The organism is Streptomyces sp. NRRL S-1022, assembly GCF_000720135.1.
GTDB lineage: Bacteria > Actinomycetota > Actinomycetes > Streptomycetales > Streptomycetaceae > Streptomyces.
Genome location: NZ_JOIU01000010.1, coordinates 45188 through 70492, shown reverse-complemented (window position 1 = coordinate 70492; position 25305 = coordinate 45188). Strand labels below are relative to the sequence as shown.

Annotated in this window: 24 protein-coding genes; 10 read left to right on the top strand and 14 right to left on the bottom strand. The window is 72.9% G+C overall.

The genetic code is table 11. The features are described from left to right. Positions 1 to 191: 191 nt before the first annotated feature. Entirely contained in the window at positions 192 to 1421 is a 1230-nt protein-coding gene (locus IG05_RS0115220) for a trypsin-like serine peptidase (RefSeq protein WP_030342882.1), read from the top strand. An 87-nt stretch (positions 1422 to 1508) separates the two neighbouring features. Here IG05_RS0115220 and hflX read toward each other — a convergent pair whose 3' ends face one another. The 6 genes from hflX to miaA form a co-directional block, all read right to left on the bottom strand. Next, complete coding sequence (hflX, locus tag IG05_RS0115215; RefSeq protein WP_030342880.1) at positions 1509 to 2999, bottom strand: GTPase HflX; 1491 nt, start codon at positions 2997 to 2999, stop codon at positions 1509 to 1511. A gap of 176 nt (positions 3000 to 3175) precedes the next feature. Further along, positions 3176 to 4732 carry a M1 family metallopeptidase gene (locus IG05_RS0115210; RefSeq protein ID WP_030342877.1) on the bottom strand — a complete coding sequence of 519 codons (1557 nt, stop codon included), beginning with the start codon at positions 4730 to 4732 and terminating at the stop codon, positions 3176 to 3178. Positions 4733 to 4813: 81 nt separating this feature from the next. After that, entirely contained in the window at positions 4814 to 7117 is a 2304-nt protein-coding gene (locus IG05_RS0115205; protein ID WP_030342875.1) for a RelA/SpoT family protein, read from the bottom strand. A gap of 187 nt (positions 7118 to 7304) precedes the next feature. Next, positions 7305 to 8174 carry a diaminopimelate epimerase gene (gene dapF / locus IG05_RS0115200; RefSeq protein WP_030342873.1) on the bottom strand — a complete coding sequence of 290 codons (870 nt, stop codon included), beginning with the start codon at positions 8172 to 8174 and terminating at the stop codon, positions 7305 to 7307. Positions 8175 to 8252: 78 nt separating this feature from the next. Continuing rightward, positions 8253 to 8726 carry a hypothetical protein gene (locus IG05_RS0115195; protein WP_030342871.1) on the bottom strand — a complete coding sequence of 158 codons (474 nt, stop codon included), beginning with the start codon at positions 8724 to 8726 and terminating at the stop codon, positions 8253 to 8255. 401 nt (positions 8727 to 9127) lie between these two features. Continuing rightward, positions 9128 to 10066, bottom strand: a complete 939-nt coding sequence (gene miaA, locus IG05_RS0115190; protein ID WP_030342870.1) for a tRNA (adenosine(37)-N6)-dimethylallyltransferase MiaA — start codon at positions 10064 to 10066, stop codon at positions 9128 to 9130. 183 nt (positions 10067 to 10249) lie between these two features. Here miaA and IG05_RS0115185 point away from each other — a divergent pair, with 183 nt between their 5' ends. Together IG05_RS0115185 and IG05_RS0115180 are read left to right on the top strand one after the other, a co-directional pair. Continuing rightward, positions 10250 to 10549 (top strand): hypothetical protein, encoded by a 300-nt coding sequence (locus IG05_RS0115185; protein ID WP_030342868.1) that lies wholly within the window; start codon positions 10250 to 10252, stop codon positions 10547 to 10549. A 24-nt stretch (positions 10550 to 10573) separates the two neighbouring features. Further along, positions 10574 to 10861, top strand: coding sequence for an antitoxin (locus tag IG05_RS0115180; protein WP_030342866.1), 288 nt, complete (start codon positions 10574 to 10576; stop codon positions 10859 to 10861). A 212-nt stretch (positions 10862 to 11073) separates the two neighbouring features. Here IG05_RS0115180 and IG05_RS0115175 read toward each other — a convergent pair whose 3' ends face one another. Both IG05_RS0115175 and miaB read right to left on the bottom strand, forming a co-directional pair. Next, positions 11074 to 11787, bottom strand: coding sequence for a class III extradiol dioxygenase subunit B-like domain-containing protein (locus tag IG05_RS0115175; RefSeq protein ID WP_030342865.1), 714 nt, complete (start codon positions 11785 to 11787; stop codon positions 11074 to 11076). A gap of 255 nt (positions 11788 to 12042) precedes the next feature. Beyond that, positions 12043 to 13569, bottom strand: a complete 1527-nt coding sequence (gene miaB / locus IG05_RS0115170) for a tRNA (N6-isopentenyl adenosine(37)-C2)-methylthiotransferase MiaB (protein WP_030342863.1) — start codon at positions 13567 to 13569, stop codon at positions 12043 to 12045. 553 nt (positions 13570 to 14122) lie between these two features. Here miaB and IG05_RS0115165 point away from each other — a divergent pair. Both IG05_RS0115165 and IG05_RS0115160 read left to right on the top strand, forming a co-directional pair. Next, positions 14123 to 14539: a regulator component gene (locus tag IG05_RS0115165; protein ID WP_234335865.1), complete on the top strand. Its 417-nt coding sequence runs from the start codon at positions 14123 to 14125 to the stop codon at positions 14537 to 14539. After that, positions 14532 to 15689 (top strand): MAB_1171c family putative transporter, encoded by a 1158-nt coding sequence (locus tag IG05_RS0115160; RefSeq protein WP_030342859.1) that lies wholly within the window; start codon positions 14532 to 14534, stop codon positions 15687 to 15689. Before IG05_RS0115165 ends, IG05_RS0115160 begins: the two co-directional genes overlap by 8 nt. A 7-nt stretch (positions 15690 to 15696) precedes the next feature. Here IG05_RS0115160 and IG05_RS0115155 read toward each other — a convergent pair whose 3' ends face one another. Continuing rightward, on the bottom strand, positions 15697 to 16533 hold the full coding sequence (locus IG05_RS0115155) for an SDR family NAD(P)-dependent oxidoreductase (RefSeq protein ID WP_030342858.1): 837 nt from the start codon (positions 16531 to 16533) through the stop codon (positions 15697 to 15699). 421 nt (positions 16534 to 16954) lie between these two features. Between IG05_RS0115155 and IG05_RS0115150 the strand changes: the two genes are divergently transcribed. Then, positions 16955 to 18220 carry a cation:proton antiporter gene (locus IG05_RS0115150; protein WP_030342856.1) on the top strand — a complete coding sequence of 422 codons (1266 nt, stop codon included), beginning with the start codon at positions 16955 to 16957 and terminating at the stop codon, positions 18218 to 18220. A gap of 18 nt (positions 18221 to 18238) precedes the next feature. Here IG05_RS0115150 and IG05_RS0115145 read toward each other — a convergent pair whose 3' ends face one another. From IG05_RS0115145 to IG05_RS0115130, 4 genes are all read right to left on the bottom strand, one after another. Beyond that, positions 18239 to 18841, bottom strand: a complete 603-nt coding sequence (locus IG05_RS0115145) for a DUF1697 domain-containing protein (RefSeq protein ID WP_030342855.1) — start codon at positions 18839 to 18841, stop codon at positions 18239 to 18241. A gap of 25 nt (positions 18842 to 18866) precedes the next feature. Further along, the gene (locus IG05_RS0115140; protein WP_030342854.1) at positions 18867 to 19538 is read right to left on the bottom strand and encodes an RES family NAD+ phosphorylase; all 672 of its coding nucleotides are present in this window, start codon (positions 19536 to 19538) and stop codon (positions 18867 to 18869) included. Then, positions 19538 to 20221, bottom strand: coding sequence for a hypothetical protein (locus tag IG05_RS0115135; protein WP_030342853.1), 684 nt, complete (start codon positions 20219 to 20221; stop codon positions 19538 to 19540). Before IG05_RS0115135 ends, IG05_RS0115140 begins: the two co-directional genes overlap by 1 nt. 135 nt (positions 20222 to 20356) lie before the next feature. Further along, positions 20357 to 20899 carry a hypothetical protein gene (locus tag IG05_RS0115130; RefSeq protein ID WP_030342852.1) on the bottom strand — a complete coding sequence of 181 codons (543 nt, stop codon included), beginning with the start codon at positions 20897 to 20899 and terminating at the stop codon, positions 20357 to 20359. 370 nt (positions 20900 to 21269) lie between these two features. On the opposite strand from IG05_RS0115130, the gene IG05_RS0115125 reads away from it, so the two are divergent. The 3 genes from IG05_RS0115125 to IG05_RS0115115 all read left to right on the top strand — a co-directional run bounded on the left by IG05_RS0115125 (position 21270) and on the right by IG05_RS0115115 (position 23757). Next, positions 21270 to 21629: a DUF6204 family protein gene (locus IG05_RS0115125; RefSeq protein ID WP_030342851.1), complete on the top strand. Its 360-nt coding sequence runs from the start codon at positions 21270 to 21272 to the stop codon at positions 21627 to 21629. A 60-nt stretch (positions 21630 to 21689) separates the two neighbouring features. Continuing rightward, the gene (locus IG05_RS0115120) at positions 21690 to 22133 is read left to right on the top strand and encodes a MarR family winged helix-turn-helix transcriptional regulator (protein ID WP_030342850.1); all 444 of its coding nucleotides are present in this window, start codon (positions 21690 to 21692) and stop codon (positions 22131 to 22133) included. A gap of 196 nt (positions 22134 to 22329) precedes the next feature. After that, complete coding sequence (locus tag IG05_RS0115115) at positions 22330 to 23757, top strand: hypothetical protein (RefSeq protein WP_037813830.1); 1428 nt, start codon at positions 22330 to 22332, stop codon at positions 23755 to 23757. 6 nt (positions 23758 to 23763) lie between these two features. Here the strand turns inward: IG05_RS0115115 and IG05_RS0115110 are convergent, their stop codons facing one another. Next, complete coding sequence (locus tag IG05_RS0115110) at positions 23764 to 24171, bottom strand: MazG nucleotide pyrophosphohydrolase domain-containing protein (protein ID WP_030342848.1); 408 nt, start codon at positions 24169 to 24171, stop codon at positions 23764 to 23766. A gap of 129 nt (positions 24172 to 24300) precedes the next feature. On the opposite strand from IG05_RS0115110, the gene IG05_RS0115105 reads away from it, so the two are divergent. Next, on the top strand, positions 24301 to 25299 hold the full coding sequence (locus IG05_RS0115105) for a TAXI family TRAP transporter solute-binding subunit (protein WP_030342847.1): 999 nt from the start codon (positions 24301 to 24303) through the stop codon (positions 25297 to 25299). The last annotated feature ends 6 nt before the right edge of the window (positions 25300 to 25305 follow it).

The window sequence follows — 25305 nt, the reverse complement described above, 5'->3', positions numbered from 1 at the left end:
GCGAGGGCGGCCCGGTTCAGGCGCCCTGTGACGGAACCGTTGCCCTCCCGTCGGAACTCCCCCACGGCGACGGCATAGTGTGTGTTGCCGTTCCCAGAAGGTCGTGAGACCGGCATGAACCTTCCATGAGTTCGCCGCCGGTGTCGGGGCCGAAGCGCCGAGTTCCTTTCACAGCAAGGGGAGTCAAGAACATGCGATCCATACGGCCGTCGTTCACCGCTCGGCGAGGGAGGGGCGGTCGCCGCACCTCCACCTCGCTGACGGCGGTCGCCCTCGTGTCGGCGCTGGCGCTGACCGCCACCGCGTGCAACGGTGACGGTGACGACAACGCCGACGGCAAGCCGGCCTCCACCGCGACCGCGTCCGGCACCGGAGACGGAAAGATCACGATCCCGGACGACCTCAAGAAGAGGCTCAAGGACCACGGGTTCGACGTCGACAAGTGGAAGAACGGCGCCTGGAAGAACTGGAACAGGCAGGACTGGCTGCGCGAGGCCAACGACTTCATCAACCCGATCATCAAGGGTCTGTGGGACCCGGACCGGATGCGTCACGCCGACGACCCGGACCAGGGCGTCGACGACAACGACATCTCCGGTGACCAGGGCGTGACGGACCCGACGCCGCAGCCGGTGAAGGCGCAGGCGGTCGCGCCGCCGTACCACGGCAGTGCGGCCACCTCGGGCAAGCTGCTCTTCGACGCCCCCGAGGGCACCATGGTCTGTTCGGCGACGGTCGTGACGGACCCGGCGCACCCGGGCAAGTCCAACCTCGTGTGGACGGCGGGTCACTGTGTGCACGCCGGCAAGAAGGGCGGCTGGTACCGGAACCTCGCGTTCGTGCCGTCGTACAACAACCAGGGCAAGTCGGCGGCGGCGCTGCAGAACGCCAGCCGGTCCGAGGTCGCCCCGTACGGCGTGTGGTGGGCCGACGCGGCGAAGACCTCGCAGCAGTGGATCAGCCAGGGCGGTCAGACGGGCGGCAACGGTGCCTCGTACGACTTCGCCGTCATCCATGTGACACCGGAGCAGGGCGGCGGCGGCAGGTCGCTGGAGGAGACCGTCGGCGGGGCGCTGCCGGTGAACTTCGACGCGCCGGCCGTGTCGCAGGTCCAGAGCATCACGGCGTCCGGTTACCCGGCGGCGGCGCCGTACGACGGCCAGCTGATGTACCAGTGCCAGGACAAGCCGGGCCGGCTCTCCATCGAGCACTCCGACCCGACGATGTACCGGATCGGCTGCACGATGACCGGTGGTTCCTCCGGTGGCGGCTGGGTGGAGACGGGTGCGGACGGCAAGCCCGCGCTGGTGTCCAACACGTCCATCGGCCCGGTGAGCGCGGGCTGGCTGGCCGGTCCCCGGCTGGGTGCGGTGGCCAAGGGTGTGTACGAGTCGGTGAGCAAGCAGTTCGCCGGGCGGTGACCGGCGGTGAGGCGGTCCGCCTGACGCGGTGAGCATGACGGAGGCCCGCCACCCCACCGGGGTGACGGGCCTCCGTGCGCGGGCGGTTCAGGCCGCGGAGACCGGTGCGTAGGGCGCCAGGTCCGCCGCCAGCTCCTCGTGCACCCGGACCTTGAGCAGGGTGCCCTCCGCGGTGTGCTCCTCGGAGATCACCTCGCCCTCGGTGTGACAGCGGGCGACGAGCTTGCCGTGGGTGTAGGGCACGAGTGCCTCGATCTCGACCGCGGGACGGGGCAGCTCGTTGTCGATCAGGGCGAGCAGTTCCCCCAGACCCCGGCCGGTGCGTGCCGAGACGGCGATCGAGCGCTTCTCGACCCGCAGCAGCCGCTGGAGGACCAGCGGGTCGGCCGCGTCCGCCTTGTTGATCACGACGATCTCGGGCACGTCGGTGGCGCCGACGTCCCGGATCACCTCGCGTACGGCGGCGAGCTGCTCCTCCGGGTTGGGGTGCGAGCCGTCCACCACGTGCAGGATCAGGTCGGAGTCACCGACCTCCTCCATGGTGGAGCGGAACGCCTCGACCAGGTGGTGCGGCAGGTGCCGGACGAAGCCGACGGTGTCCGCCAGCGTGTACAGCCGGCCGCTCGGGGTCTCCGCCCGGCGGACGGTCGGGTCCAGGGTCGCGAACAGGGCGTTCTCGACCAGGACGCCGGCGCCCGTGAGGCGGTTGAGCAGGGAGGACTTGCCGGCGTTGGTGTAGCCCGCGATGGCGACGGACGGCACCTTGTTGCGTCGGCGCTCCTGGCGCTTGATCTCGCGGCCGGTCTTCATGTCCGCGATCTCCCGGCGCATCTTCGCCATCTTCTCGCGGATCCGGCGCCGGTCCGTCTCGATCTTGGTCTCACCGGGGCCACGCGTGGCGAGGCCGCCGCGACCGCCACCCATCTGCCGGGACAGCGACTGACCCCAGCCGCGCAGCCGCGGCAGCATGTACTGCATCTGCGCGAGCGCGACCTGCGCCTTGCCCTCGCGGGACTTGGCGTGCTGGGCGAAGATGTCCAGGATCAGGGCCGTACGGTCGATGACCTTGACCTTGACCACGTCCTCCAGCTGGATCAGCTGGCCGGGGCTGAGCTCACCGTCGCAGATGACGGTGTCCGCGCCCGTTTCGAGGACGACGTCACGCAGCTCCGCGGCCTTGCCGGAGCCGATGTAGGTGGCCGCGTCGGGCTTGTCGCGGCGCTGGATCACGCCGTCGAGCACGACCGCGCCCGCGGTCTCCGCGAGGGCGGCCAGCTCCGCGAGGGAGTTGTCGGCGTCCTGCGCGGTGCCGGTGGTCCACACACCGACGAGCACGACCCGCTCCAGGCGGAGCTGGCGGTACTCGACCTCGGTGACGTCCTCCAGCTCGGTGGAGAGGCCCACCACGCGGCGCAGGGCCGCCCGCTCGGAGCGGTCGAACTGGTCGCCGTCCCGCTCGCCGTCGATCTCGTGGCTCCAGGCGACGTCCTCTTCCATCAGGGCATCGGCCCGAAGACCCTCGGGATAGGCGTGCGCGAGGCGCTTGGTGTCCTGGGAAGGGGAAGAAGAGGAGGTCATTGGATCCTTACGTCGATGAGATACGTCGATGGGACTGCCGTTGCGGCGCCGGCACGACGGTCGGTCGTCCGGGCCGCTCGTGGTGTTCAACGTACGAGTACCCCGGGAGATTCCCGTCTCCCCTGCGCGTCCCGACCCGTAGATGGTCGCACGGTACGGCCCGTCTCGTCACCGGGTTATCGCCGCGTGCGGAACGGGGCTGCCTTGGGCGCGGGCGCCGGCTTCCAGTCCGGGTGGCCGGGCATCGGCGGGGTCTTCTCGCCGTACAGCCAGGGCGTGAGGAAGCCCCTGAGGTCGCGGCCGGCGACGGCCGAGGCCAGGCGGACGAAGTCGCCGGTGGTGGCGGTGGTGTCGCGGTGTTCCTGGACCCAGATCCGCTCCAGCCGCTCGAAGGCGGGGCCGCCGATCTCCTGCCGCAGGGCGTAGAGCACGAGGGCGGCGCCGTCGTAGATGTTGGGCCGGAAGATGCTGATCTTCTGGCCGGGCACGGGCGGCTTGGGCCGGGCGGGCGGGCCGCCGGCCTCGCGCCAGCGGTCGGAGGCGCCGTAGGCGGTCTTCATCCGCTCCTCCATGGGCCGGTGCGCCGTCTCCTCGGCGTACAGCTCCTCGTACCAGGTGGCGTGGCCCTCGTTCAGCCAGACGTCGGACCAGCTGCGGGGGCTGACGCTGTCCCCGAACCACTGGTGGGACAGCTCGTGCACCATGACCGACTCGATGTACCACTTCGGGTAGGCGGGCTCGGTGAACAGGTTCTTCTCGAAGAGCGAGAGGGTCTGGGTCTCCAGCTCGAAGCCGGTGTCGGCCTCTGCCATGAGCACACCGTAGGTCTCGAACGGGTAGTGGCCGAGCTTGCTCTCCATCCAGGCGATCTGGCCGGGTGTCTTCGCGAGCCACGGTTCGAGGGTCCGGCGGTCGCCGGCGGGCACGACGTCGCGCAGGGGCAGCCCGTGCGGGCCCTCGCGGTGCACCACGGCGGAACGGCCGATGGACACCTGGGCGAGTTCGGTGGCCATGGGGTGCTGGGTGCGGTAGGTCCAGGTGGTGGTGCGGCCGACCCGGTCGGCGCCGGCGGGCAGGCCGTTGGCCACGGCCGTGTAGCCGTTCGGCGCGGTGATCCGGAAGGTGAACATCGCCTTGTCGGACGGGTGGTCGTTGCACGGGAACACCAGATGGGCGGCGTCGGCCTGGTTCGCCATGGCGAGGCCGTCGGAGGTGCGCACCCAGCCGCCCTGCTGGTCCTCGCCGTAGACGGGGTCGCTGGTGTGCCGCACGGTGATCCGGGTCCAGCTGCGCTCGCTCAGGGGGTGCTCGGGGGTGACGACCAGGTCCTCGCCGGTGCTGGTGAAGCGTGCGGGACGTCCGTCGACCTCGACCGACCGGACGGTGCCGTGCGCGAAGTCGAGGTTGAGCCGCTCCAGGTCGCCGGTGGTCCAGGCGTCGATGGTGGTGACGGCCTGGAGCGGCTGGTCGTTGATGCCGGGGTAGGTGAGGGAGATGTCGTACGAGGCGACGTCGTAACCGGGGTTGCCCAGGTACGGGTAGAGCCGGTCGCCGACGCCTAGCGGTTCGGCCGGGGCCGCGGCGGCGACGAGGCAGACGGAGACCGCGGAGGCGAGCAGGGCCGCCTTCCGGTGCCGGGAGAGGGTGCGCAGGCTCCGGCGCCGGGAGAGGATGCGCAGGCTCCGGCGCCGGGAGAGCGGGGGCTGGGTCCGGGGGCGGGGGGTGAGCAGCATGGACCACCGCTACCAGTGCGTGCCCGCCCGGCGGCGGCGACGCGCGCCCGGCCCACCCGAACGGGTAGCCGGACGCCGTCGTCAGGAGGCCGGTGGTGCCTGGTGCTGGGCGCGGCTCACGTCGTACACCCCGGGTACGTCCCGCATGGCGCGCATCAGGACCGGGAGGTGGGCCGCGTCGGGGAGCTGGAGGGTGTAGGTGTGGCGGACCCGCTGCTGGCTGGGCGGTTCGACGGTGGCGGAGACGATCTCGGCGCCCTGGAGGGCGATCGCCTCGGTGAGGTCGGCGAGGAGGTGGGGGCGGCCGAACGATTCAGCGACCAGGGTGACCCGGCAGGCGGTGGTGTCCCCCCAGCGCACTCCGATCTCCGCGCGCCCCTTGCTCTTCATGTGCGCCACCGCGGCGCACTCCGCGCGGTGCACGGTCACCACTCCCCCGCGCACCGCGAAGCCGGTGATCTCGTCGGGCGGTACGGGCGTACAGCACCCGGCGAGGCGTGCGGCGACGCCGGGCCGGTCCGCGAGGACGTCGGCGCGCCGGGGGTACGGGGCGGGGGCGCCGTCCGGCGGGCGCGCGGACGAGGCGGCGGGGGCGGCCACGGGCTCGTCCGGGGCGGCTTCACCGTCCCGGGCGGGAGCCGGGGGGACGGCGTCGGCGGGGGTGCCCGGCTCGGTGGTGCCGGTGCCGCCGCCGGGGTGGGCCGCCAGCCAGCGCTGGATGGCGATGCGGGCGGCCGGGGTGTGGGCGTGCTCCAGCCACTCTCGTGAGGGCTCGGAGGCCGGGTCCTGGCCCATGAGGAGCTGCACGGTGTCACCGTCGCGCAGGACCGTGCTGAGGGTGGCCAGCCGTCCGTTGACACGGGCGCCGATGCAGGCGTGGGCGTCCTCGCCGTACTGGGCGTAGGCCGCGTCCACGCAGGTGGCGCCCTCGGGCAGGCCGAGGGTGCCGCCGTCGGGACGGAAGACGGTGATCTCGCGGTCCTGGGCGAGGTCCTCGCGCAGGGTGGACCAGAAGGTGTCGGGGTCGGGGGCGGCCTGCTGCCAGTCGAGGAGACGGGAGAGCCAGCCCGGACGGGTGGGGTCGGCGCGCTCGCCGTCGGCCGCGGCGTCGGAGGTGGCCGGGCCGGCCATGGCGGGGGCTGCCGTGGCGGGGGCTGCCGTGGCCGGGTCGGGGGCGGGAGCGTCGGAAGCGGGGGCGTAGGGGTTCCCGAGGGCGACGACACCGGCCTCGGCGACCTTGTGCATCTGGTGGGTGCGGATGAGGACTTCGACGACCTGGCCGTCGGAGCGGGCGACGGCGGTGTGCAGGGACTGGTAGAGGTTGAACTTGGGTACGGCGATGAAGTCCTTGAACTCCGAGACCACCGGCGTCATACAGGTGTGCAGTTCGCCCAGCACGCCGTAACAGTCCGCGTCCTCGTTCACCAGCACCAGCAGGCGGCCGAAGTCGGAGCCGCGCAGCTGTCCGCGTTTGCGGGCCACGCGGTGCACGGAGACGAAGTGCCGGGGACGGATGAGGACTTCGGCGGGGATGCCGGACTCGCGCAGCACCCCGCGCATCTCCTCGGCGACCTCGGCGAGGGGGTCGCCGGGGCGGGCGGCGTTCTCCGCGATGAGTTCTCTCGTGTGCTCGTACTCCTCGGGGTGGAGGATGGCGAAGACCAGGTCCTCCAGCTCGGTCTTCAGGGCCTGTACGCCGAGGCGTTCGGCGAGCGGGATGAGGACGTCACGGGTCACCTTGGCGATCCGCGCCTGTTTCTCGGGGCGCATCACGCCGAGGGTGCGCATGTTGTGCAGGCGGTCGGCGAGTTTGATCGACATCACGCGCACGTCGTTGCCCGTGGCGACGAGCATTTTGCGGAAGGTCTCCGGCTCGGCGGCGGCTCCGTAGTCGACCTTCTCCAGTTTCGTGACGCCGTCGACCAGATAACGAACCTCCTCGCCGAACTGTTCCCGCACCTGATCCAGCGTCACCTCGGTGTCCTCGACGGTGTCGTGCAGCAGGGAGGCCGTCAGCGTCGTGGTCTCGGCGCCCAGTTCGGCGAGGATCAGGGTGACGGCGAGCGGGTGCGTGATGTACGGCTCGCCGCTCTTGCGCATCTGTCCGCGGTGCGAGGACTCCGCCAGGACGTAGGCGCGGCGCAGGGGGTCGAGGTCGGCGTCGGGATGGTGGGCCCGGTGCGCCTCCACGACGTGGCCGATGGCGTCGGGCAGCCTGTCGCGGCCGGCGGGGCCGAGCAGCGCGGCCCGGCCCAGCCGGCGCAGGTCGATCCGGGGCCGGGACTTCCTGCGCGCCGCCGCGGGCGCCACGGACGCTGTGAGCGCTTGTGGCGCTGCGGGCGCTACCGGGCCAGCGGTCGCAGGGTTCGTGGCCTCCGCACTCATGGGCACCTCCGGCTCGTGGACCGGCGGACGGAGCCCCAGGGCATACGCGGCTCAGGGAATGGCGACGTTCCCCCGTCCGTGCCGGTGCTTGATGCTACCGAGCCCACCACGCACGACCGACCGCCTCTCGCCGAGCGTGAAACGGATCACCCATTCGAGCGATGGAATCGAGGTTTAGATTTTCGATTCAGCCGAGCGCGCGGGCGAGCCAGTCGGCGTCGATCTCACCCTCGGCGACGATCACGGCGGGCCCGGTCATCTCGATCTCGCCGTCGGGCCGCTCGGTGATGACGAGGCGCCCGCCGGGCAGGTCGACGGTGTACGTCGCCGGGGTGCCGGTGACGGCCGGGTCGGCGCCGTCGCGCCGGGCGGCGGCCACGGCGACGGCGCACGCGCCCGTGCCGCAGGACCGCGTCTCGCCGGAGCCGCGCTCGTGCACGCGCATGGCGACGTGGCGGGGGCCGCGGTCCACGACGAACTCGACGTTCACCCCGTCCGGGTAGGCGGCCGCCGGGCCGACCGGCGGGGCGGTGTGCAGGCCGCCCGCGTGCGCGAGGTCGGCGACGAAGGCAACCGCGTGCGGGTTGCCCATGTTCACGTTGCGCGCGGGCCAGCTGCGCTCGCCGACGGTCACGGTGACCTCGCCCTCGGGCAGGCGGGCGCGGCCCATGCCGACGGTGACATCGCCGTCCTTGGCGAGGTGGACGGTCCGTACGCCCGCGCGCGTAGCGATCGTGAGGTCACCTTCGGCCACATGTCCGGCGTGCTGGAGGTAGCGCGCGAACACACGGACGCCGTTGCCGCACATCTCGGCGATCGAGCCGTCCCCGTTGCGGTAGTCCATGAACCATTCGGCTTCGGCGGCCATGTCGCGGGCCTCCGGGTGTGCCGCGGACCGCACGACGTGCAGCACGCCGTCGCCTCCGATGCCCGCCCGGCGGTCGCACAGGGCGGCGACGGCGGCCGGGGAGAGGTCGATGGCGTTCTCGGGGTCCGGGACGATCACGAAGTCGTTCTCGGTGCCGTGCCCCTTGAGGAAGGCGATCCTTGTGCTCATTCCTCGATCGTACGGGTTGGGTACGACAGGACCCCTCCCGGCTGCGGGGTGGGTACGACGGGACCCGCCCGGCGGGGTCTAGCGGAGCCGGGCCACGCGCCACACCGCCAGCACGGCCACCAGGGCGACCAGCAGGACGTAGGCGAGGACGACCCGCCAGTCGGGGCGGCGGCCGGAGCCGCGCGGGGGCAGGCCGGGCCAGGTGTAGCCCACCCGGCGGGCGGCCATCATGCCCCAGCCCGCCGCGCAGGAGCAGATCAGCAGGCCGAGCATGGCGATGACCGCGCCGCTGTCGCCGAAGTCGAAGGCGAGCGGGAAGGCGAACATCAGGGAGCCGACGGCGGCGAGGCCGACGATGGGGGCGAGCTGCCAGATGCGCAGCCGGCGCTGCGGGCGCAGCTCCACCTCGACCTCGGGGCCGCCCGGGTACATCTCCTCCGGCTCCGGCCCGTCGTCGGTCACACCGCCCACGGTGTCGTCGGGGCCGTCGTCGGCGAGGCGGTCCTCCGGCAGGCCGGACGCGATGGAGAGGGGGGCCGGGCCGGACGGGATGGATGGGCCGGGCAGGCCGGGCAGGCCGGACGCTTCGGGCAGGGAGTCGACGGACAGCGAGTCGCCGATCAGGCGATCATCCGACAAGCGGTCCTCGGGTGGACCCTCGCCGGTCGGGGGACGGCCGATCAGGCTGTGGTCGCCGTTCGGGCCGTAGCCGTGCGGAGCGCCGTCGGGCAGACCGTTCACCCGCGGGCGGTCCTCGCCGGAGCGGGGCTCGCCGCGGTCCGGTTCGTCACCCTCAGTGGTGAGGTGCTCGGCACTTTGTGCGGTGTCGCGAGGGCTGGCCTCCATCGCCACGCGCCCTCCCAACTAGGCTCCACTTGGTCGATCGAAGCTCGATGATGGCACGGCGCCGAAGGCCGCGATGACCGGCGGCGCATCCCGATGCCATGACGTGATCAGGCTGTGACCGGTCGTTCGACCAACGTCAGGGCCTGCTGCGGAAGTTCCCCCCGGTCCGCGGCGGCCCCACTCAACCAGTGCACCCGGGGATCGCGCCTGAACCATGAATCCTGGCGGCGCGCGAAGCGCTTGGTGGCACGGACGGTCTCGGCCCGCGCTTCCGCTTCGCTGCACGCCCCGGCGAGCGCCGCGAGGACCTGCTGGTAGCCGAGCGCGCGCGACGCCGTGCGCCCCTCGCGCAGCCCCTGCGCCTCCAGCGCACGCACCTCCTCCACGAGGCCCGCGTCCCACATGCGGTCGACGCGCCGCGCGATCCGCTCGTCAAGTTCCGGCCGGGCCACGTCGACGCCGATCTGGACGGTGTCGTAGACGGAGTCGTGGCCGGGCAGGTTGGCCGTGAAGGGCTGGCCGGTGATCTCGATCACTTCGAGGGCGCGGACGATGCGGCGGCCGTTGCTCGGCAGGATGGCGCGGGCGGCCTCGGGGTCGGCGGCGGCCAGCCGGGCGTGCAGCGCGCCGGAGCCGCGCAGCGCCAGCTCCTCCTCCAGCCGGGCCCGGACCTCCGGGTCGGTGCCGGGGAACTCCAGGTTGTCGACGGCACCGCGGACGTACAGCCCGGAGCCGCCGACCAGGATCGGCCAGCGGCCCTCGGCGAGCAGGGCGTCGATCCGCGCGCGGGCGAGCTTCTGGTACTCGGCGACCGAGGCGGTGACCGTCACGTCCCAGATGTCCAGCAGGTGGTGCGGGACGCCGTCGCGCTCCTCGGGCGTCAGCTTGGCGGTACCGATGTCCATCCCTCGGTACAGCTGCATGGAGTCGGCGTTGACGACCTCACCGCCTAGCTGCTGGGCCAGGAAGACGCCGAGATCGGACTTTCCGGCCGCGGTGGGTCCGACGACGGCGATGACGCGGGGGGCGGGGGGTGCACTGCTCACCGCACCAGTCTCGCAAACCTCCTGGCGAGGTCTCGAACGAGCTACGTGACGGTGCGCTTCCCGGGTCGTTGCCCGTGGCGAGGTGCCGCCCGCCGGGGTGCCGGAGGCGGTGACCCGGGCGGCGCAACCGTACGCACCGGGCGACGCGGGAATTCGCCCGCACGAGTACCGTATGGAGTGGATATGGGTGTAATTGCACGGCTTCTCGGCAGGTCGAAGGCGGCTCCGGAGGCGTCGGCCGCGGCGGCCGGCTCCGAAGCGGAGCAGGCCGGAGCCGAGGCGGAGCAGGACGAGGCGGCGGAGGCGGCGACGGCACGGGCCGGGTCGGCGGAGGCGGAGGACGCGTCCGGGGCCGAGCCCGGGAACGGGGCCGTGCCGCCGGAGTCCGGTACGGACGACGCGTCCGAGGGTGCCGGGATCCCCCGGCAGCAGTCCGCCGACGAGGCCGCCGACAGCGAGACCGGCGAGGGCGCCCGCAGATGACTGCCCCGTGAGGGAAGGTGGACCATGGGTCTGATGGACAACGTGAAGGCCAAGCTCGGACCGGCCAAGGACAAGGTGTCGGACCTCGCGCGGCAGCACGGGGACAAGGTCCAGCACGGGCTCGACAAGGCCGCGAAGGCCGTCGACGACCGGACCAAGCACAAGTACAGCGACAAGATCCAGGCGGGCACGGGCAAGGCCAAGGAGGCGATGGACCGCCTCGCGCACAAGAGCGGCCCCGGAGCGGCGCCCCACGACCCCACGACCTCGACCCGCCCGGCCCCTCCGGAGGGCCCGCCGCCGGCTTCGTGAGTCGGGCCCGGCCCGGCTCCGTCAAGTCAAGGGTTCGCCGCCGGCTTCCGAGAGGCCGGCGGCCGTCCTGGTGTTCACGCGCGCTCGCCGTCCTCAGTGACCCGGGCGCGGGCTGTCCTCGTGACGCGCGCGCGGGGTGTCCCGTAACCTCCAGGGGCTGCCGTGACCTCCAGGGGGGCTGCGGCGGCCGTACCGGAAGCCGGGCGCAGGGCTCAGGACCAGGTCGCGACCAGGTAGCCCACGCCGTACGGCGCGTCCTCGTACAGCAGGCTGCCCGTGAGGGGCTCGTCCCCGGCCGCGCCGGCCAGGATCTGCCAGGGCGCGCGACCGGACGCCTTCAGTTCGCGGGCCAGTACGGGGTCCAGGGCCCGCAGGGCCGCCGTGTCCGCCGCTCCGAGCGCCCGCGCGGCCTCGGCGTCGAAGGGCGCCGCCCGCTCGTCCAGGTAACCCGGTGCCTTCAGGGTGCGGCAGGCGCTGCCGTCCCCCATCACCAGCAGAGCCACGCGTCCGGCCCGGCCGGCCAGTTCCCGCCCGGTCCCGGCGCACTGCTCCGGCTCCAGCGTGTCCGCGACGCCGAGTCCCTCGATCGGGGCGCCGGCCCAGCCGGTCCGCTCCAGCAGCCAGGCCCCGACGGCCAGCGAGGCCGGCAGCTCGCGCTCAGGAACCGGGTGGGCGGCGGGCCCCAGACGGACGTCCAGGTCGACGCCGAAGCCGCGGAAAGTGCCCGGGCTGCCCTGCGGGAACACGCCGAGCCGGCCCTGCTCGGCGGTGCCGACGACCACCAGCAGGTCGGGGCGGGCGGCGGCGAGCACACCGAGCGCGTCCGTGCACGCCGCGCGCGCGGCGTCCAGTTCCGGTGCGGCACCGGCGGCGACCTCGGGTACGAGCAGAGGCGGGCAGGGGCATACGGCGGAGGCGACAAGCATGATCGGCAGGGTAACCCGCCACGGGCGGCCCTCGGCCCATGCCTCGGTCGGTACGTCCGTCAGTCGATCGTCCGCACGGCCTGGCCATCGACGTCCGTACGGTCTGATCGCGCCCCGGCACATCCCGCGGCCGGGCCGTCCCGGTACCCGCTCCGGTGACGCGACACCACACCGCACCGCACGGCGACACCGCACCGCACCGCGGCACCGCACCGCGACTCGCGGCGCCCTTCCCGTCCGCGGGGCGCGAGGACCTCAGTCGCAGCCGCAGGCGCTCGCCACCGCCGGCATCGGGGCCGGGACGCCGATCTTCGGCAGGCCGAGCATGACGCCGGCCGGCTTGGCAGCCGCCTCGGCGGTGCGCTTCTCCCAGGCGTCGCCCGCGCGCGTGCGGCGCACGTCGAGGACGGGGCCCTCGGCGAGGAGGTGGTGCGGGGCGGCGTACGTCACCTCGACCGTGACCACGTCACCGGGGCGCACCTCCTGGTCCGGCTTGGTGAAGTGGACCAGGCGGTTGTCGGGGGCGCGGCCGGAGAGGCGGTGGGTGGCGCCGTCCTTGCGGCCCTCGCCCTCGGCGACCATCAGCTCCAGCGTGCGGCCGACCTGCTTCTTGTTCTCCTCCCAGGAGATCTCCTCCTGGAGGGCGACCAGCCGCTCGTAGCGCGCCTGGACGACCTCCTTGGGGATCTGGTTCTCCATGGTCGCGGCCGGGGTGCCGGGGCGCTTGGAGTACTGGAAGGTGAAGGCCTGCGTGAAGCGGGCCTCGCGGACGACGTGCAGGGTCTGCTCGAAGTCCTCCTCGGTCTCGCCCGGGAAGCCCACGATGATGTCCGTGGTGATCGCGGCGTGCGGGATGGCGGCCCGCACCTTCTCGATGATCCCGAGGTAACGGTCCTGCCGGTACGACCGGCGCATCGCCTTCAGGACGGTGTCGGAGCCGGACTGCAGCGGCATGTGCAGCTGGGGCATCACGTTGGGCGTCTCGGCCATCGCGGTGATCACGTCGTCGGTGAAGTCGCGGGGGTGCGGGGAGGTGAAGCGGACCCGCTCCAGTCCCTCGATGTTCCCGCAGGCGCGCAGCAGCTTGCTGAAGGCCTCGCGGTCGCCGATGTCGGAGCCGTAGGCGTTGACGTTCTGGCCGAGCAGGGTGATCTCGGAGACGCCCTCGCCGACCAGGGCCTCGATCTCGGCGAGGATGTCGCCGGGGCGGCGGTCCTTCTCCTTGCCGCGCAGGGCCGGGACGATGCAGAAGGTGCAGGTGTTGTTGCAGCCGACGGAGATCGACACCCAGGCCGCGTACGCGCTCTCGCGCCGGGTCGGCAGCGTGGAGGGGAAGGCCTCCAGGGACTCGGCGATCTCGACCTGCGCCTCCTCCTGGACGCGGGCGCGCTCCAGCAGCACGGGCAGCTTGCCGATGTTGTGCGTGCCGAAGACGACGTCCACCCAGGGCGCCTTCTTCACGATGGTGTCGCGGTCCTTCTGCGCGAGACAGCCACCGACCGCGATCTGCATGCCGGGACGGCCGGCCTTCTTCGAGGCGAGCCGGCCGAGGTTGCCGTAGAGGCGGTTGTCGGCGTTCTCGCGGACCGCGCAGGTGTTGAAGACGACGACGTCCGCGTCGCCGTCCGAGCCCTCGGGGGCCCGCACGTATCCGGCCTCCTCAAGCAGCCCGGCCAACCGCTCGGAGTCGTGGACGTTCATCTGGCACCCGTAGGTGCGGATCTCGTAACTCTTGGGGGTGGGAACGTCCACTGCCGGGCTCCGGTCGCTGCTGCTGGTCATTCCTCAAGGGTAGGCGCTCCGCGGAAGACCCTGTCCCCGGTTTCCCCGCGGCGGTTGCCGGCCGGGCAGCGGTCTCCGGGCGGGCACCTCACCGGCCGCGCACGTCCGGCCGCGCCGCGGGTCCCGGCCGCCACACCGGGCGGCCCCGCGCCCCCGGACCTGGCAGCTGCGGGCCCGCGCTCAAGGGCCACCCGGACCGCGTCCGCACCGCGTCCGCGCCGGACTGCGGGCCTGGGAGCCGGTCGGCCGGGACGTCGGCTTCGGCGAGTGGGAGCCGGCGTCCGCCGCCGGTTCGGCGGCCCGCGCGCGGGAGGAGGTTTTCCGCCAAAGGGCGACCGAAAGACCGGGCAGGCGTGTGCAAGGGGGCGGGCGACCTGCTTAGGTGTGACCCACGGCTTGTCCGCTGGAGCGGGAAGTGCTTTCTCGCCCGAACGGGGTGACACGGCAGGTGAGGAGAACGGGCGAGTACGCAGCGCTACGGCGCCGATGCGCCAGGATTCTGCGCGATCTCGGGGTTCAGCGGTCGCTGTCCCTGGACGCCGTCCGGGAGCGGGTGGAGGAGCTCAGGGGCCGTCCGCTCGTGCTGAGGGAGCTGCCCGAGGAGGCCGCGGCCACCGGGGCATGCGGTCTGTGGCTGGGCACGGCCAACGCCGACTACGTCTTCTACGAGGCCCGGACCGCCCCGCTGCACCGCGAGCACATCATCCTCCACGAGATCGGTCATGTGCTGTGCGATCACCATCGGAGCCTGGTGGAGGACGGCGAGCAGCCGGCCGGTGACCTGCTGACCGGCCTTCAGCCCCACCTCGTCGGACGGCTGATGGCCAGGACGAGTTACACGAACACCGAGGAACAAGAAGCCGAGATGATCGCCACCCTGATCCAGAGCGCCGGGACGACCGGCCGGGTGGCCGGGCCGCTGGGACGGCTCGGCGCGTTCCTCGGGGTGACGGCGGACGCCGGTGAGTGAGCTGGCGGCGCACGTCGGGTTCGCCAGCGTGCTCGCCCTGTGGTTCGCCCTGGTCTGGCGGGCCCGGTCCGCGTTGCGCCATCCCCACCTGCGAGGGCTCTGGCTCACCGTGCTGGCCGCGACCACCGCCATCACCCTCTTCCAGCCCCGGATCGTCGGCCGGCTCGCGTCCGCCGGGATCGACGTCCACTCGGTGTCGCTGGCCCGCAACCTGATCGGCGTCCTGAGCGCGGGACTGGTCCTCCTCTTCGTGATCGACTCCAGCCGCACCCCGCGACTGCGCGGGTACGTGGCGGTCGTGATGACGGCGGCCCTGGTCTCGCTGCCCGTCCTGGACCTGCTGCAGGTGGACCAGGCGGGCGGAGGGACGGCGTCCGCGCAGCGGCCCGCGTCCGCGTCGTCCGCCTACTGGCTGATCCTCATCGGCTCCCACCTCGCCGGTGACGCCGTCGCCGTGGTGGTCTGCTGGGCGTACAGCCTGCGCACGACGGAACGCGACCTCGTCTGGTCACTGCGGTTGTTCGCGGCGGGCAGCGTGCTCGCGCTCGTCTTCTGGTCGGGTTATCTGTTCCACCTCTACGACCCCGCCCCGCGGCTGCTGCCCTACCTGTCCGTGATCATGAGCGTGCACGGCTTCCTGCGGGCGGCGTCCCTGCTGGTCCCCACCGCGAGCGCCCTCGCCCGGTCGGCCGACGCGCTGCGGACCATCTGGCGGCTGTGGCCGCTGTGGCGCGACCTGGTGACGGCGGTGCCCCATGTGGCCCTCGCCCGGCCCCGGCGGACCCGGCTCCTGGAGCTGCTCCAGCCACGCCATCCGCTGGCGCTGCAGGCACACCGGCAGACCATCGAGACGTACGACGCCCTGCTGACCCTCCAGCAGTACGTGCGGCCGGACGCCTACGAGAGGGCGCGCCGGTACGCCCGGCAGGCGGGGGTGCGCGAGGACCGGCTGGCGGCCGCCGCGCTCGCCGGTGCCGTGGACGAGGCCCGGCGGGCCGTCCTCGCCGGTGTGCCGCCGGCCGACCCGCACCCGCTGCCCGGGGTGACGCACGGCAGTCCCGAGACACTGCTGGGGATCGCCCGGATGTGGCCCGCCATGTCCGGCGTGCTCCCTGGCCCCGACCGGACGTCGCCGGCCCGGCCGCGCTGAGGCCTGGTCAGCGGGGAGCGCCGGCGCCGGTCCCGCCGTCGCGGGGCGCGATGTGGTAGTCGAAGGCGAGGGTCCCGGGGTCGAGGGCGGTGGCGCCGCCGTCGACGGTGAGCACGGCCCCGTTGACGTACGACGCCGCCGGGGACAGCAACCAGCTGATCGCCTCGGCGATCTCGCGCGGCTCGCCCGGGCGGCCCTGGGGCAGCAGGCGGGTCGCCTCCTCGTAGGCGGCCTCCGTCCCGCCGCCGGGCAGCTGTGCCTCCTCGGCGAAGCGCGCCATGCGCCGGTCGGCCATCTCGGTGCGCACCCAGCCGGGGCACACGATGTTGGCGCGCACGCCCTGCCGCCCGTAGTCGACGGCGACGGAGCGGCACAGCTGGAGCAGGGCCGCCTTGGAGGTGGCGTACGGGGCGTTGCTGGTGCCGTTGCGCAGCGCGGACACCGAGGCGACGGCGACCACCGAGCCCCTGGACTCCAGCAGGTGCGGGATGGCGGCGCGGAGCAGGAGCAGCGGACCGGTCAGGTTGGTGCGCATCACCTCGTCCCAGTCCCGCAGCGACATGTCGCCGACGGCTCCGCCGCGTCCGATGCCGGCGTTCAGCACCACTCCGTCGAGCCGTCCGTACGCGGCCAGGGCGGCCTGGACGAGCCCCTCGGCGGCGTCGGGGTCCCCGGCGTCGGACGGATGCGCCAGCGCGCCCGTCTCCCGCGCGAGGCGCTCCAGGGGTTCGGGCCGCCGGCCGGAGACGACCACGTGGTGACCCGCCTCGCTCAGCAGCCGGGCCGTGGCCTGTCCGATGCCCGAGCCCCCACCGGTCACGACGACAACGCGCTTGTCCTCCACCGCAGTTCAGGCCCCTTCATCGAGATCGCCGAGAATCCGTCGCCTGGCTCGCCAGACGTCTCCGAGCTTAGAGGCCCTTGATCCACTGGAGACGACTTCCGGCCAGCCACCGGCTCACCGTCCCGCGCCGGTGCCCGGGCGGACTCGGCGGCCGGAAAAGTACGGGCAGGGGGCGGCGGGGCGCTGACACCGGCCGGACCGGTCACCGGCATTATTCCGCGATCACCGGATTCGCCCCTTTTTCCGACTCCGCCGACGCATTCCGCGTCAAGGGCATTTCCGGTCTCTTATCCAAGGCAACACGGCCCAGGAAATCACCGTTGACAAGGAGCATCTATACAACGAAGCATGGCGGGGCACGTCGGCGGCACCTCATCGAATTCCGGGCAGCGCCCGCGATACGACAAGAAGGCAGGGACCGGTGACCACGAACCAACTGTTCGCGCTCTTCTCCGACCTGGCCCTCATACTCGTCCTGGCGCAGCTCCTGGGCGCGGCGGCCCGACGATTCTCCCAACCCGCGGTCATCGGGGAGGTACTCGCGGGCATCATGCTCGGGCCCACTTTACTGGGCCACCGGGCATCCGATTTCCTCTTCCCGACCGATATACGGCCGATGCTCACCGCACTCGCCGACGTGGGCATGGCCGTATTCATGTTCATCGTGGGCCTGGAACTGGACGGGAAAATTCTGCGCGGCACCGGTCGACTGGCGGCCACCGTGTCGCTGTCCTCCATTCTCCTGCCGTTCGGACTCGGCGCCCTGCTCGCCCTGCTGCTGGTCGAGGAGAACGCCCCGGATCACCGGCTGGGTTTCGTGCTCTTCATGGGTACCGCGATGTCGGTGACCGCCTTTCCGGTGCTGGCCCGCATTCTCACGGACCGGAAGATGCAGCACACCCCGGTCGGCGGGCTGGCGCTCGCCTGCGCCGCGATTGGGGACGTGCTCGCCTGGTGCATGCTCGCCGCCGTGGTGGCGCTGGCCGGCGGGGGCGGCGCCCACCAGTGGTACCTGCTGCTGCTCGTGCCCTACACCGGCGTGATGCTGTGGGTCGTACGCCCGCTGCTGCGCAAGCTGCTCACGTCCGGTGACGGCACCGCCCGGCTGAGCCCCGCCGCGCTGACGGCCGTGCTCGCCGGTCTGCTCGTGTCGGGCGCGGTCACCGAGAAGATGGGCCTGCATTTCATCTTCGGTGCGTTCTTCTTCGGTCTGGTGATGCCGAAGGAATCCACCGAGCGGCTGCGCGCGGACATCACCGACCGGGTCGGCCATGTCAGCAGCCATCTGCTGCTGCCGGTCTTCTTCATCAGCGTGGGCCTGAAAGTCGACCTGTCGGATCTGGGGCGGTCCGGGTGGCTGGACTTCGCCCTCGTCCTGCTGGTCGCGGTCAGCGGCAAGTTCCTCGGCGCGTTCCTGAGCGCCCGGGCGCACGGTGTCACGGCGCGCCAGTCGGCGGTTCTGGCCACCCTCATGAACACCAGGGGCCTGACCGAGCTGATCATCCTGACCGCCGGTCTCCAACTCGGCGTCCTCAACGAGCGGTTGTACTCCCTGATGGTCGCCATGGCCGTCGTGACCACGGCGATGGCCGGGCCGCTGCTGTCGGTCCTCATGCCGCGTCCCCTCACCGAGCACCACCTCGTCCGGCCGGCCCGTGACGCCCAGCCGCCCGCCGCCAAACGCTGATTCCGGCCGGCCCCCGGCTCACTCCCCCGCGGCCAGCCGGTGCAGCGCGGTGACCGTCTTCCAGTTGCGGGTGGTGGCCCGCATGCCGAGGCGGCGCTCGATGAAGGTGTTGTTCAGCCGGGTCCGGCCGTACCCGTCGGGGACGTGCAGGTGGATCTCGTCGCCGGCCAGCGTGTAAACGGCCGTCTCCCCGGCGGGGACCGCCAGGCGGCCCGCCTGCTCGGCGGTCGGCTCCTGGGCGAGGAAGGTGACGTGCAGCTTGGCCGGGTCGTCCTCACGGTCGCGGTACGGGTTCGCGGCGAGGGTACGGGCCAGCGAGTCTCCGGTGCGCAGCAGGACCGTGCAGGTCACCCCGAGGTCGTCGGCGATCCGCCGCTCGATGCTCACGGCGAGATCGGCGGGGCCCTGCGGGCCCGCGGCAGCGGGGACGGCGGAGGCCGTGGCGTCGCTCTTCGCGGTGGTCGTCGCGGCGGGCGTGCGGAACACGACGTTCCCGCTCTGCAGATAGGTCCGGACGTCCTCGAACCCCATGCCGGCGAACAGGGCGCGCAGATCCTTCATGGCGATCCGCGCGCTGCCGCCGACATTGATCCCGCGCAGCAGAGCGATGTACGTCGTCATGGCATCAAGCTCTCACACCCGCCGTTCACGGCCACTCGGGCCCGGCGATCCGCGCCCACAGCGGTGCGAGCAGCTCGTTGGCGCGTGCCCGGCCCTCCTGCGAGCCGAGGTCCGGGATACCGCGGTCGGGCAGCACCTCCAGCGGCGGGCCGTCCGGGCCCGCGCAGCGGTCGTGATAGAGCACCATCGCGTGCTCGGAGCGGTTGCGCCGCGACTCCCAGACCAGCCCCATGGCGTCGGACGCCTGCGCCCGGATCTCGCTCGACCAGCGCCGTGCCCGCGCGTAGTTGCTCTCGTCCTCCAGGAGTGTGGCGTCCTGGCACACCGCGGCCAGGTCGGCGCCGCTGACCAGGGAGACCAGGACCAGGTCGGCGCGAGTGCGCACGCAGCTGAGCGAGCGCTGCCAGACCGCGCGGTAAGGGATCGTACGGTCGCCGGCCGGCGAGTCGAAGGGCCGGGAGCGCAGCACGCTCTCCGCCAGCGCGGTCAGCGCGCTCTCCGCCAGGTACAGGCTGTGGTACTGGTCCAGTACCGTGCCGTCGAAACGGCCCCCGTGGAAGTGGATGTCCGCGAGCCGCGGATTGAACTCGTCCGCCGCGTACCGGGACAGGTGCACCCGCCACAGTTCCGTACCCGCCGGAATCACCCGGCGGTGGGGGCGCAGTTTCAGGTCGATCATGGGGAAGAAGCCGCCCATCACTCCCCCTCCGCCAGTTCGAGGGCCGCACCGACCAGCCGGTGGTCGGGGAGCCGGCCGAGCAGTGACGCGGGGCTGCCGCCGAGCCAGGTGTTGCCGCTCAGCCACCAGGCGGCGGCGCCCCACGGGTCGATGTCCGCGAGCAGCAGCCGGTTGATCTCCAGGACGACGTCGTTCGGGGCGCCGCCGGCCGGGGTGAACTGGAACTCCGGGTAGTGGTCGTGGTAGTCCGGGCCGCGCAGCCTGATCAGTTCGGCAGGCGGCGCGCCACCGCAGCGGCCCCACGCCTCGGCGGCCGACAGCGCCGGCTGCCCGAGGAGCCGGTCTCGTCCGGGATCCGGTTCGTACGCCGGTCCACACGCCGGCGACGGCAGGTGGAACCAGGCCAGCAACTCCTGCGCGCCGGCCACGGTCTCCGGCCCGGGCAGCGTCACCGCCAGGCGCCAGGACTCCAGTTCCCGGCGCACCGGATGGCCCGGCGGCAGCTTGAGCAGCACCAGCCTGACACCCTGGAGTGCCCTGCGGACCGACCGGTCGTCGTCCGCCGGCGCCACGGCGAGCGCCCTGAGCCTGTCCAGCAGCAGCGCGTGCTGGTCGCCGTCCAGCACGCTGCGGATGGTGTCCCGGTGCTCGCCGATGAGGGCCAGCAGCCGCTCGGCCGACCCCGCACGCGGTTCGTTCACCCCGCCCTCCCCTCTGCCCCGCCGAGTCCGCCGTCGTCGCCGTACGGCGGTGCCGCCGGACTCCGCGGTCCGGGATCACCGCCACTATTGCCGACCCGTGGCGCGCACCGCGGCGTGTTGCGGTGCCCGGTGTGCTCACCGCCCGGAATCCGCCCGGAACGCACCCAGTTCGGAGCGCATCTCGCGGCGCATCCGCCGCAGGCGGCCCCACAGTTCGTCGATGCCGTCGCGCACGGCGGCCGGTGAGTCGCCCGCGCGCGGGACTCCGTCGTCCAGGCGCCGGACCATGCCGTACAGCGCTCCGAGGTCGTGGCTGAGGCCGCCCACGAGGCCGAGCACCCGGTCGGGCATCCGCAGCTGGGCCTCGGCGTACACGTCCCGGTACTGGTCGCGCGCCTCCGTGAGCCGCTGCCGTACGGTCCGCAGCTCCTCGTCCCGGCCCAGCGCGTGCACCTGATCGGTGAGGGCGGCCAGGTACTGGCGGGCGGAGGTGTTCAGGGCGACGTAGCACGCGCGCAGATCCTGGGCGTGCCGGCGCCGCTCCCGCACCTCCTCGACGCGCTCCTGCTCGCGCCGGCGGCTGCGGTCGGCCGCGCGCTGGGTCAGCAGCGCGGACAGCAGCGTCCCGACGACTCCGACGACCGCGACCACGGGCGCGGTCGCTTCCCCGACATCCACCCCGCCTCCCCGTCATCCTCACGGCCCAGGGAAGCAACGTCCCCCGCCCCGGGGAACCCCCGGTCCGAACCTCTCCCGACGTCCGCCCCGCGAACGCCCGAACCTGCCGCCCGCACGGCCCGTACGGACGCCACCTGGCCCCGTACGGACGCCACCTGGTCGGATGCCGGTCGCGTTCACGGCGAGGAGACCTGGAGACCTGGAGGAGAAGTCCCGTCGGCGGCCGAAGCCTCCGGGAGCCGGGGCCCGGGCCGTCGGCGCCCGAGGTGCGAGGGGCTGTCGGCCCGGCGCCCGGGGCGCGTGGCGCCGTCGGCCCGGCAGCCCCGAAACCCGGTGGAGGACGCGCCCCCGCTCTGCCTATGGTCGCGGAATGACTACACGAACCTTCCGCATCACCGTCCGCGGCGCCTTCGACGCCCTCACCGACGCCCAGCGCGCCGCCCTGCTGGCCGACGCCACCGAACACGACCTCCTGCGCGCCGCCTTCACCCCCGAGGGGAACCTCACCTACGACATCGCCGCCCGGCCCGCCTTCGTCTTCCGCTTCTCCGCGACCGGAGAGAAGGAGGAGGACATCCTCGAGGCGACGGAGCAGGCCGAGGAGACGGCGAAGGCCTGGCTGACCGAGCGCGGTTACGGCTACAAGCACCTGCGGAGCACCGCCGAGGACCTGTCCCAGGCGCCCCTGGGCAAGCGGCAGCGCCGCGCCGCCCGAAGCGCAGGCGCATGAGAACCGCCCATAAACTTGAGTAGTCAAGGACATCGCAAGGATGAGGAGGAGGCGAGGCGGATGACCGACGCCCTGGACACGGCGCTGCGACTGGTGCGCGCCCAGACCGCGCTCGTACGACGCTTCGACGCCCGGCTGAGCGGGCTGCACGGCGTCAGCCTCGCCGACTTCACCCTGCTGCTCCGGCTGGGACAGGCACCCGGCGGCCGGATGCGCCGGGTCGACCTCGCCGAGACGCTGGGGCTGACCGCCTCCGGGGTCACGCGCGGGCTGGCCCCGCTGGAGCGGATCGGTCTGGTGACCCGGGAGCCGGACGCCCGGGACGCGCGCGTGGCGTACGCGGCGCTGACCGCGACGGGCCGGCGGCGGCTGACGGAGATGCTGGCCACGGCCGAGGAGACCGCCGCCGACGTCTTCGCCGGCCCGGCCTGGCCGGCGGCGGATGTCGCAGGCCTCGCGGAGCTGCTGACCCGCCTCGGCGGCACGGGGCCGACCGGGCGCTGAACCGCCCTGCGGTCACCGCAACTCCTCGTGGCGGAGGTCACGTTGGGCTGTGGCCGGATTGTGTGCGGACTGTACACAGGGGGTGGCATGCTCATGCTCGCCACCGAGTTACCGACCGGTTCTACTCGCGAGTAGGCCGGTATCGGGACCTCCCCGCCACCCCCCATCCCACACAGGACCCACCTTGCGCAGACGCATGAGGCACAGGCGTGCCCTGCTGCCCGCCTTCGCCGTGACCTCGCTGTTCCTCGCCGCCGCCTGCTCCTCGCCCGCACCGCAGGCCGCAGCGCAGGCCGTGCGGCAGCCGGCCGCCGGACAGGAACAGCAGATCCGGGCCGCCGAGCCCGCCGCCGAGAGCGCGGACCACTCGCTCACCGTCGCCGCCGCTCCGACCGCCACCGCGACCGCCACGGCGGCCCCGCGCGGCTCCGGGCAGCGAGCGCACAGCACGACGCTCACCGTCAGCTCGTACGACGGCCGCACCCGGCGGGCCGTCATCTCCGAGCGCGGGAGGGGCGGTTCACCGCACTCGCCCACGCCGTCCGCCGGCTCCTCCGCCGCGCCGCACCGCACCGCCGTGGGCGACGTGATCGCCAGCGCGCCCGCACCGGGGGCACCGCGCGGACTGCTCGCCAAGGTCACCAAGGTGGTCGGCGAGACGGACGCCGGCACCGAGGTGCAGACCGAACCGGCCACCCTCAACGCGCTGCTCGGCGACGCGACGGCGAAGGGCGACGTACCGGTCGACCCGTCGTCCTTCACCGTCGACAAGCTGCTGCCCGATGTGCAGGTGTCCTGGTCGAAGACCGGTGACGCGCACGCCGGCCCCAAGGGCGCGACGGTGCCGCTCGGCAGTCTCCGGCTGGACGTCGGCGCCGAGGTGCCCACCGCCGGGGGCGCGGCCGCGTCGGCCACCGCCTCCGTGCACGGCTTCGTCCAGGTCGCCCCGCAGGTCGACTTCGCCTACGGCGGCACCGGCAGCGACGCCCCGCCCGGCTCGGCCTACCTGGGCGTGTCCGGCGACTGGACCTCGGGCTGGGCGGTCAAGGGCCGGGCGGCGGCGGCCACCGGCACCCCGCTGCGCATCCCGTTCGCCAAGCTGCACGCCGACCCCGTGCTGCAGGTCGGCCCGGTGCCCGTCGTCGTCAACCTCGATCTGACCTGCTACCTCCAGATCAGCGCCGACGGGCGGGCCACCGTCGATGTCGAGCAGAGCCTGAAGGGCGACTTCAAGGCGGGCGGCACCTTCGGCCCGGCCCGGGGGTGGACGCCGGTCAGCTCCTCGCACATGACCGGCACCCCCGTGCGCGCCACCGTCACCACCGCCGGCAGCGTGAAGACGGCACTCGGCGCCGAGGCGACGGTCGGCCTCTACGGCACCGTCGGCGTCACCGCCGACCTGGCCCCGTATCTGCGCGGGGAGGCCACCGGCACGCTGACCGCCGCCTCCGACGGCAGCACCCCGCAGGCGACGGGCACCTGGGGTGTCTACGGCGGCGTGGACCTGTCCGGAACCCTGCGGATCCAGCTGTCCGTCTTCGGCACCCCCGTCGTCCAGCGGAGCGTCCCGCTGGGGGCGTTGCACCGCGAGTGGAGGCTGGCGGGCGGCTCCCTGCCCTCCTAGGGCGCGTCAGGCCGCGCCGCCCGGTATCCAGCCCTGGCGGCGCAGTACGGCCGAGACGTCCGGCGCCCGGTAGTGCTCCCCCTTGAGCACCTTGCCGTCGGCCCGGCGGGCCACCTTGCCGTCCGGGCCGAGCTTGCTCATGTTGGCGCGGTGCACCTCGGCGATCACCTCGTCGAGGTCGATGCCGTGCACGAGTGCCGTGCCGTAGGCGACGTACACCACGTCGGCCAGCTCGTGCGCGAGCCGGTCCAGCGGCCCCTCCACCGCGACCTCGGCGACCTCCGCGGCCTCCTCGGCGAGCAGTTCGCCTCGGTGGGCGGCCAGTCGCGGGTCCACCTCGGCCGGCGTGCTGCGGGCGTCGAGGCCGAAGGCGCGGTGGAACTCACGGACGAGGCGGGCGGGGGAAGAGCTCATACGGCGACTCTAACGGCCGCCACCGACAGTGCCCCCGCCCCGAGTGGACCCCCGGCGTCCGCTTCACCGCCTCCCCGGAGTGACCCCGGCCCTGGTCAGCGGCGCGCGTCGCCTGGCAGGATCGCCCGCATGTCCAAGGTGTTCCCCCGGTTCGGAAGGCGCCGAGCGCTGCAGGGCGCGGCCGTCGGTGTCGTGACCCTCGGGCTGCTGCTGTGGTGGCTGCTGCCGCTGGGCGAGAAGCCGCCGAGCGGCACGATCGTGTTCAGCACCGGCAGCGCGCGCGGTGTCTACCAGGAGTACGGCGAGCGGCTCCGTACCGAGTTGGGCAGGGACATGCCGGGCCTGAAGGTGAAGCTGCTCGACAGCGCCGGTTCCCAGGAGAACGTCCAGCGGGTGGCGACCGGGCAGGCCGACTTCACCATCGCGGCGGCCGACGCGGTGGCGACGTACGAGCTGCGGCACGGCAGCGGCGCCGGGCGGCTGCGCGGCGTGGCCCGCCTCTACGACGACTACATGCACCTCGTCGTCCCCAGCGACTCGGACATCAGGACCGTCGCCGACCTGCGGCACAAGCGGGTGGTGACCGGACTGCCCGATTCCGGGGTGCGGCTGATCGCCGATCGGGTGCTGCGGGCCGCCGGCATCGACCCGTACAAGGACATCACGCCGGTGGCCGACGGCATCGACACCGGTCCGGCGCAGCTGCGGGAGGGAAAGGTCGACGCCTTCTTCTGGTCCGGCGGGCTGCCCACGAAGGGGCTGGTGGCCTTGGCGCAGAAGCGTGACTTCCGCTTCGTCCCGATCGACGACGCCCTCGTCACCCGGCTGCACGACCAGGGCGAGGGCGCGCGCTACTACCGGGCCACCAACATCCCCGAGTCGGCCTACCCGAACGTCCAGCAGGGCGTCCAGGTACCGACGATCGCCGTGTCCAACGTGCTGATGACCCGTACGGACGTCGATCCCCGGCTGACCGAGTGGGTGACCCGCACGGTGATCAAGAGCCGCGACGACATCGGCGCCCACGTCCACTCCGCCCAGCTGGTCGACCTGCGCACCGCCATCTACACCGATCCCCTCCCCCTCCAGGAGGGCGCCCGGCGCTACTACCGGTCGGTGAAGCCCTAGGCCTCG

Excerpts from the sequence above, each read along its gene's own strand:
- IG05_RS0115180 (WP_030342866.1), top strand. The coding sequence starts at position 10,574 with ATGGGTCTGATGGACAACGTGAAGGCCAAGCTCGGACCGGCCAAGGAC.
- IG05_RS0115205 (WP_030342875.1), bottom strand. The coding sequence starts at position 7,117 with ATGAGTGCGGAGGCCACGAACCCTGCGACCGCTGGCCCGGTAGCGCCC.
- IG05_RS0115105 (WP_030342847.1), top strand. The coding sequence starts at position 24,301 with ATGTCCAAGGTGTTCCCCCGGTTCGGAAGGCGCCGAGCGCTGCAGGGC.
- IG05_RS0115185 (WP_030342868.1), top strand. The coding sequence starts at position 10,250 with ATGGGTGTAATTGCACGGCTTCTCGGCAGGTCGAAGGCGGCTCCGGAG.
- IG05_RS0115175 (WP_030342865.1), bottom strand. The coding sequence starts at position 11,787 with ATGCTTGTCGCCTCCGCCGTATGCCCCTGCCCGCCTCTGCTCGTACCC.
- IG05_RS0115220 (WP_030342882.1), top strand. The coding sequence starts at position 192 with ATGCGATCCATACGGCCGTCGTTCACCGCTCGGCGAGGGAGGGGCGGT.
- IG05_RS0115125 (WP_030342851.1), top strand. The coding sequence starts at position 21,270 with ATGACTACACGAACCTTCCGCATCACCGTCCGCGGCGCCTTCGACGCC.
- IG05_RS0115145 (WP_030342855.1), bottom strand. The coding sequence starts at position 18,841 with ATGACGACGTACATCGCTCTGCTGCGCGGGATCAATGTCGGCGGCAGC.
- IG05_RS0115140 (WP_030342854.1), bottom strand. The coding sequence starts at position 19,538 with ATGGGCGGCTTCTTCCCCATGATCGACCTGAAACTGCGCCCCCACCGC.
- IG05_RS0115115 (WP_037813830.1), top strand. The coding sequence starts at position 22,330 with ATGAGGCACAGGCGTGCCCTGCTGCCCGCCTTCGCCGTGACCTCGCTG.
- IG05_RS0115210 (WP_030342877.1), bottom strand. The coding sequence starts at position 4,732 with ATGCTGCTCACCCCCCGCCCCCGGACCCAGCCCCCGCTCTCCCGGCGC.
- miaB (WP_030342863.1), bottom strand. The coding sequence starts at position 13,569 with ATGACCAGCAGCAGCGACCGGAGCCCGGCAGTGGACGTTCCCACCCCC.
- dapF (WP_030342873.1), bottom strand. The coding sequence starts at position 8,174 with ATGAGCACAAGGATCGCCTTCCTCAAGGGGCACGGCACCGAGAACGAC.
- IG05_RS0115120 (WP_030342850.1), top strand. The coding sequence starts at position 21,690 with ATGACCGACGCCCTGGACACGGCGCTGCGACTGGTGCGCGCCCAGACC.
- hflX (WP_030342880.1), bottom strand. The coding sequence starts at position 2,999 with ATGACCTCCTCTTCTTCCCCTTCCCAGGACACCAAGCGCCTCGCGCAC.
- IG05_RS0115110 (WP_030342848.1), bottom strand. The coding sequence starts at position 24,171 with ATGAGCTCTTCCCCCGCCCGCCTCGTCCGTGAGTTCCACCGCGCCTTC.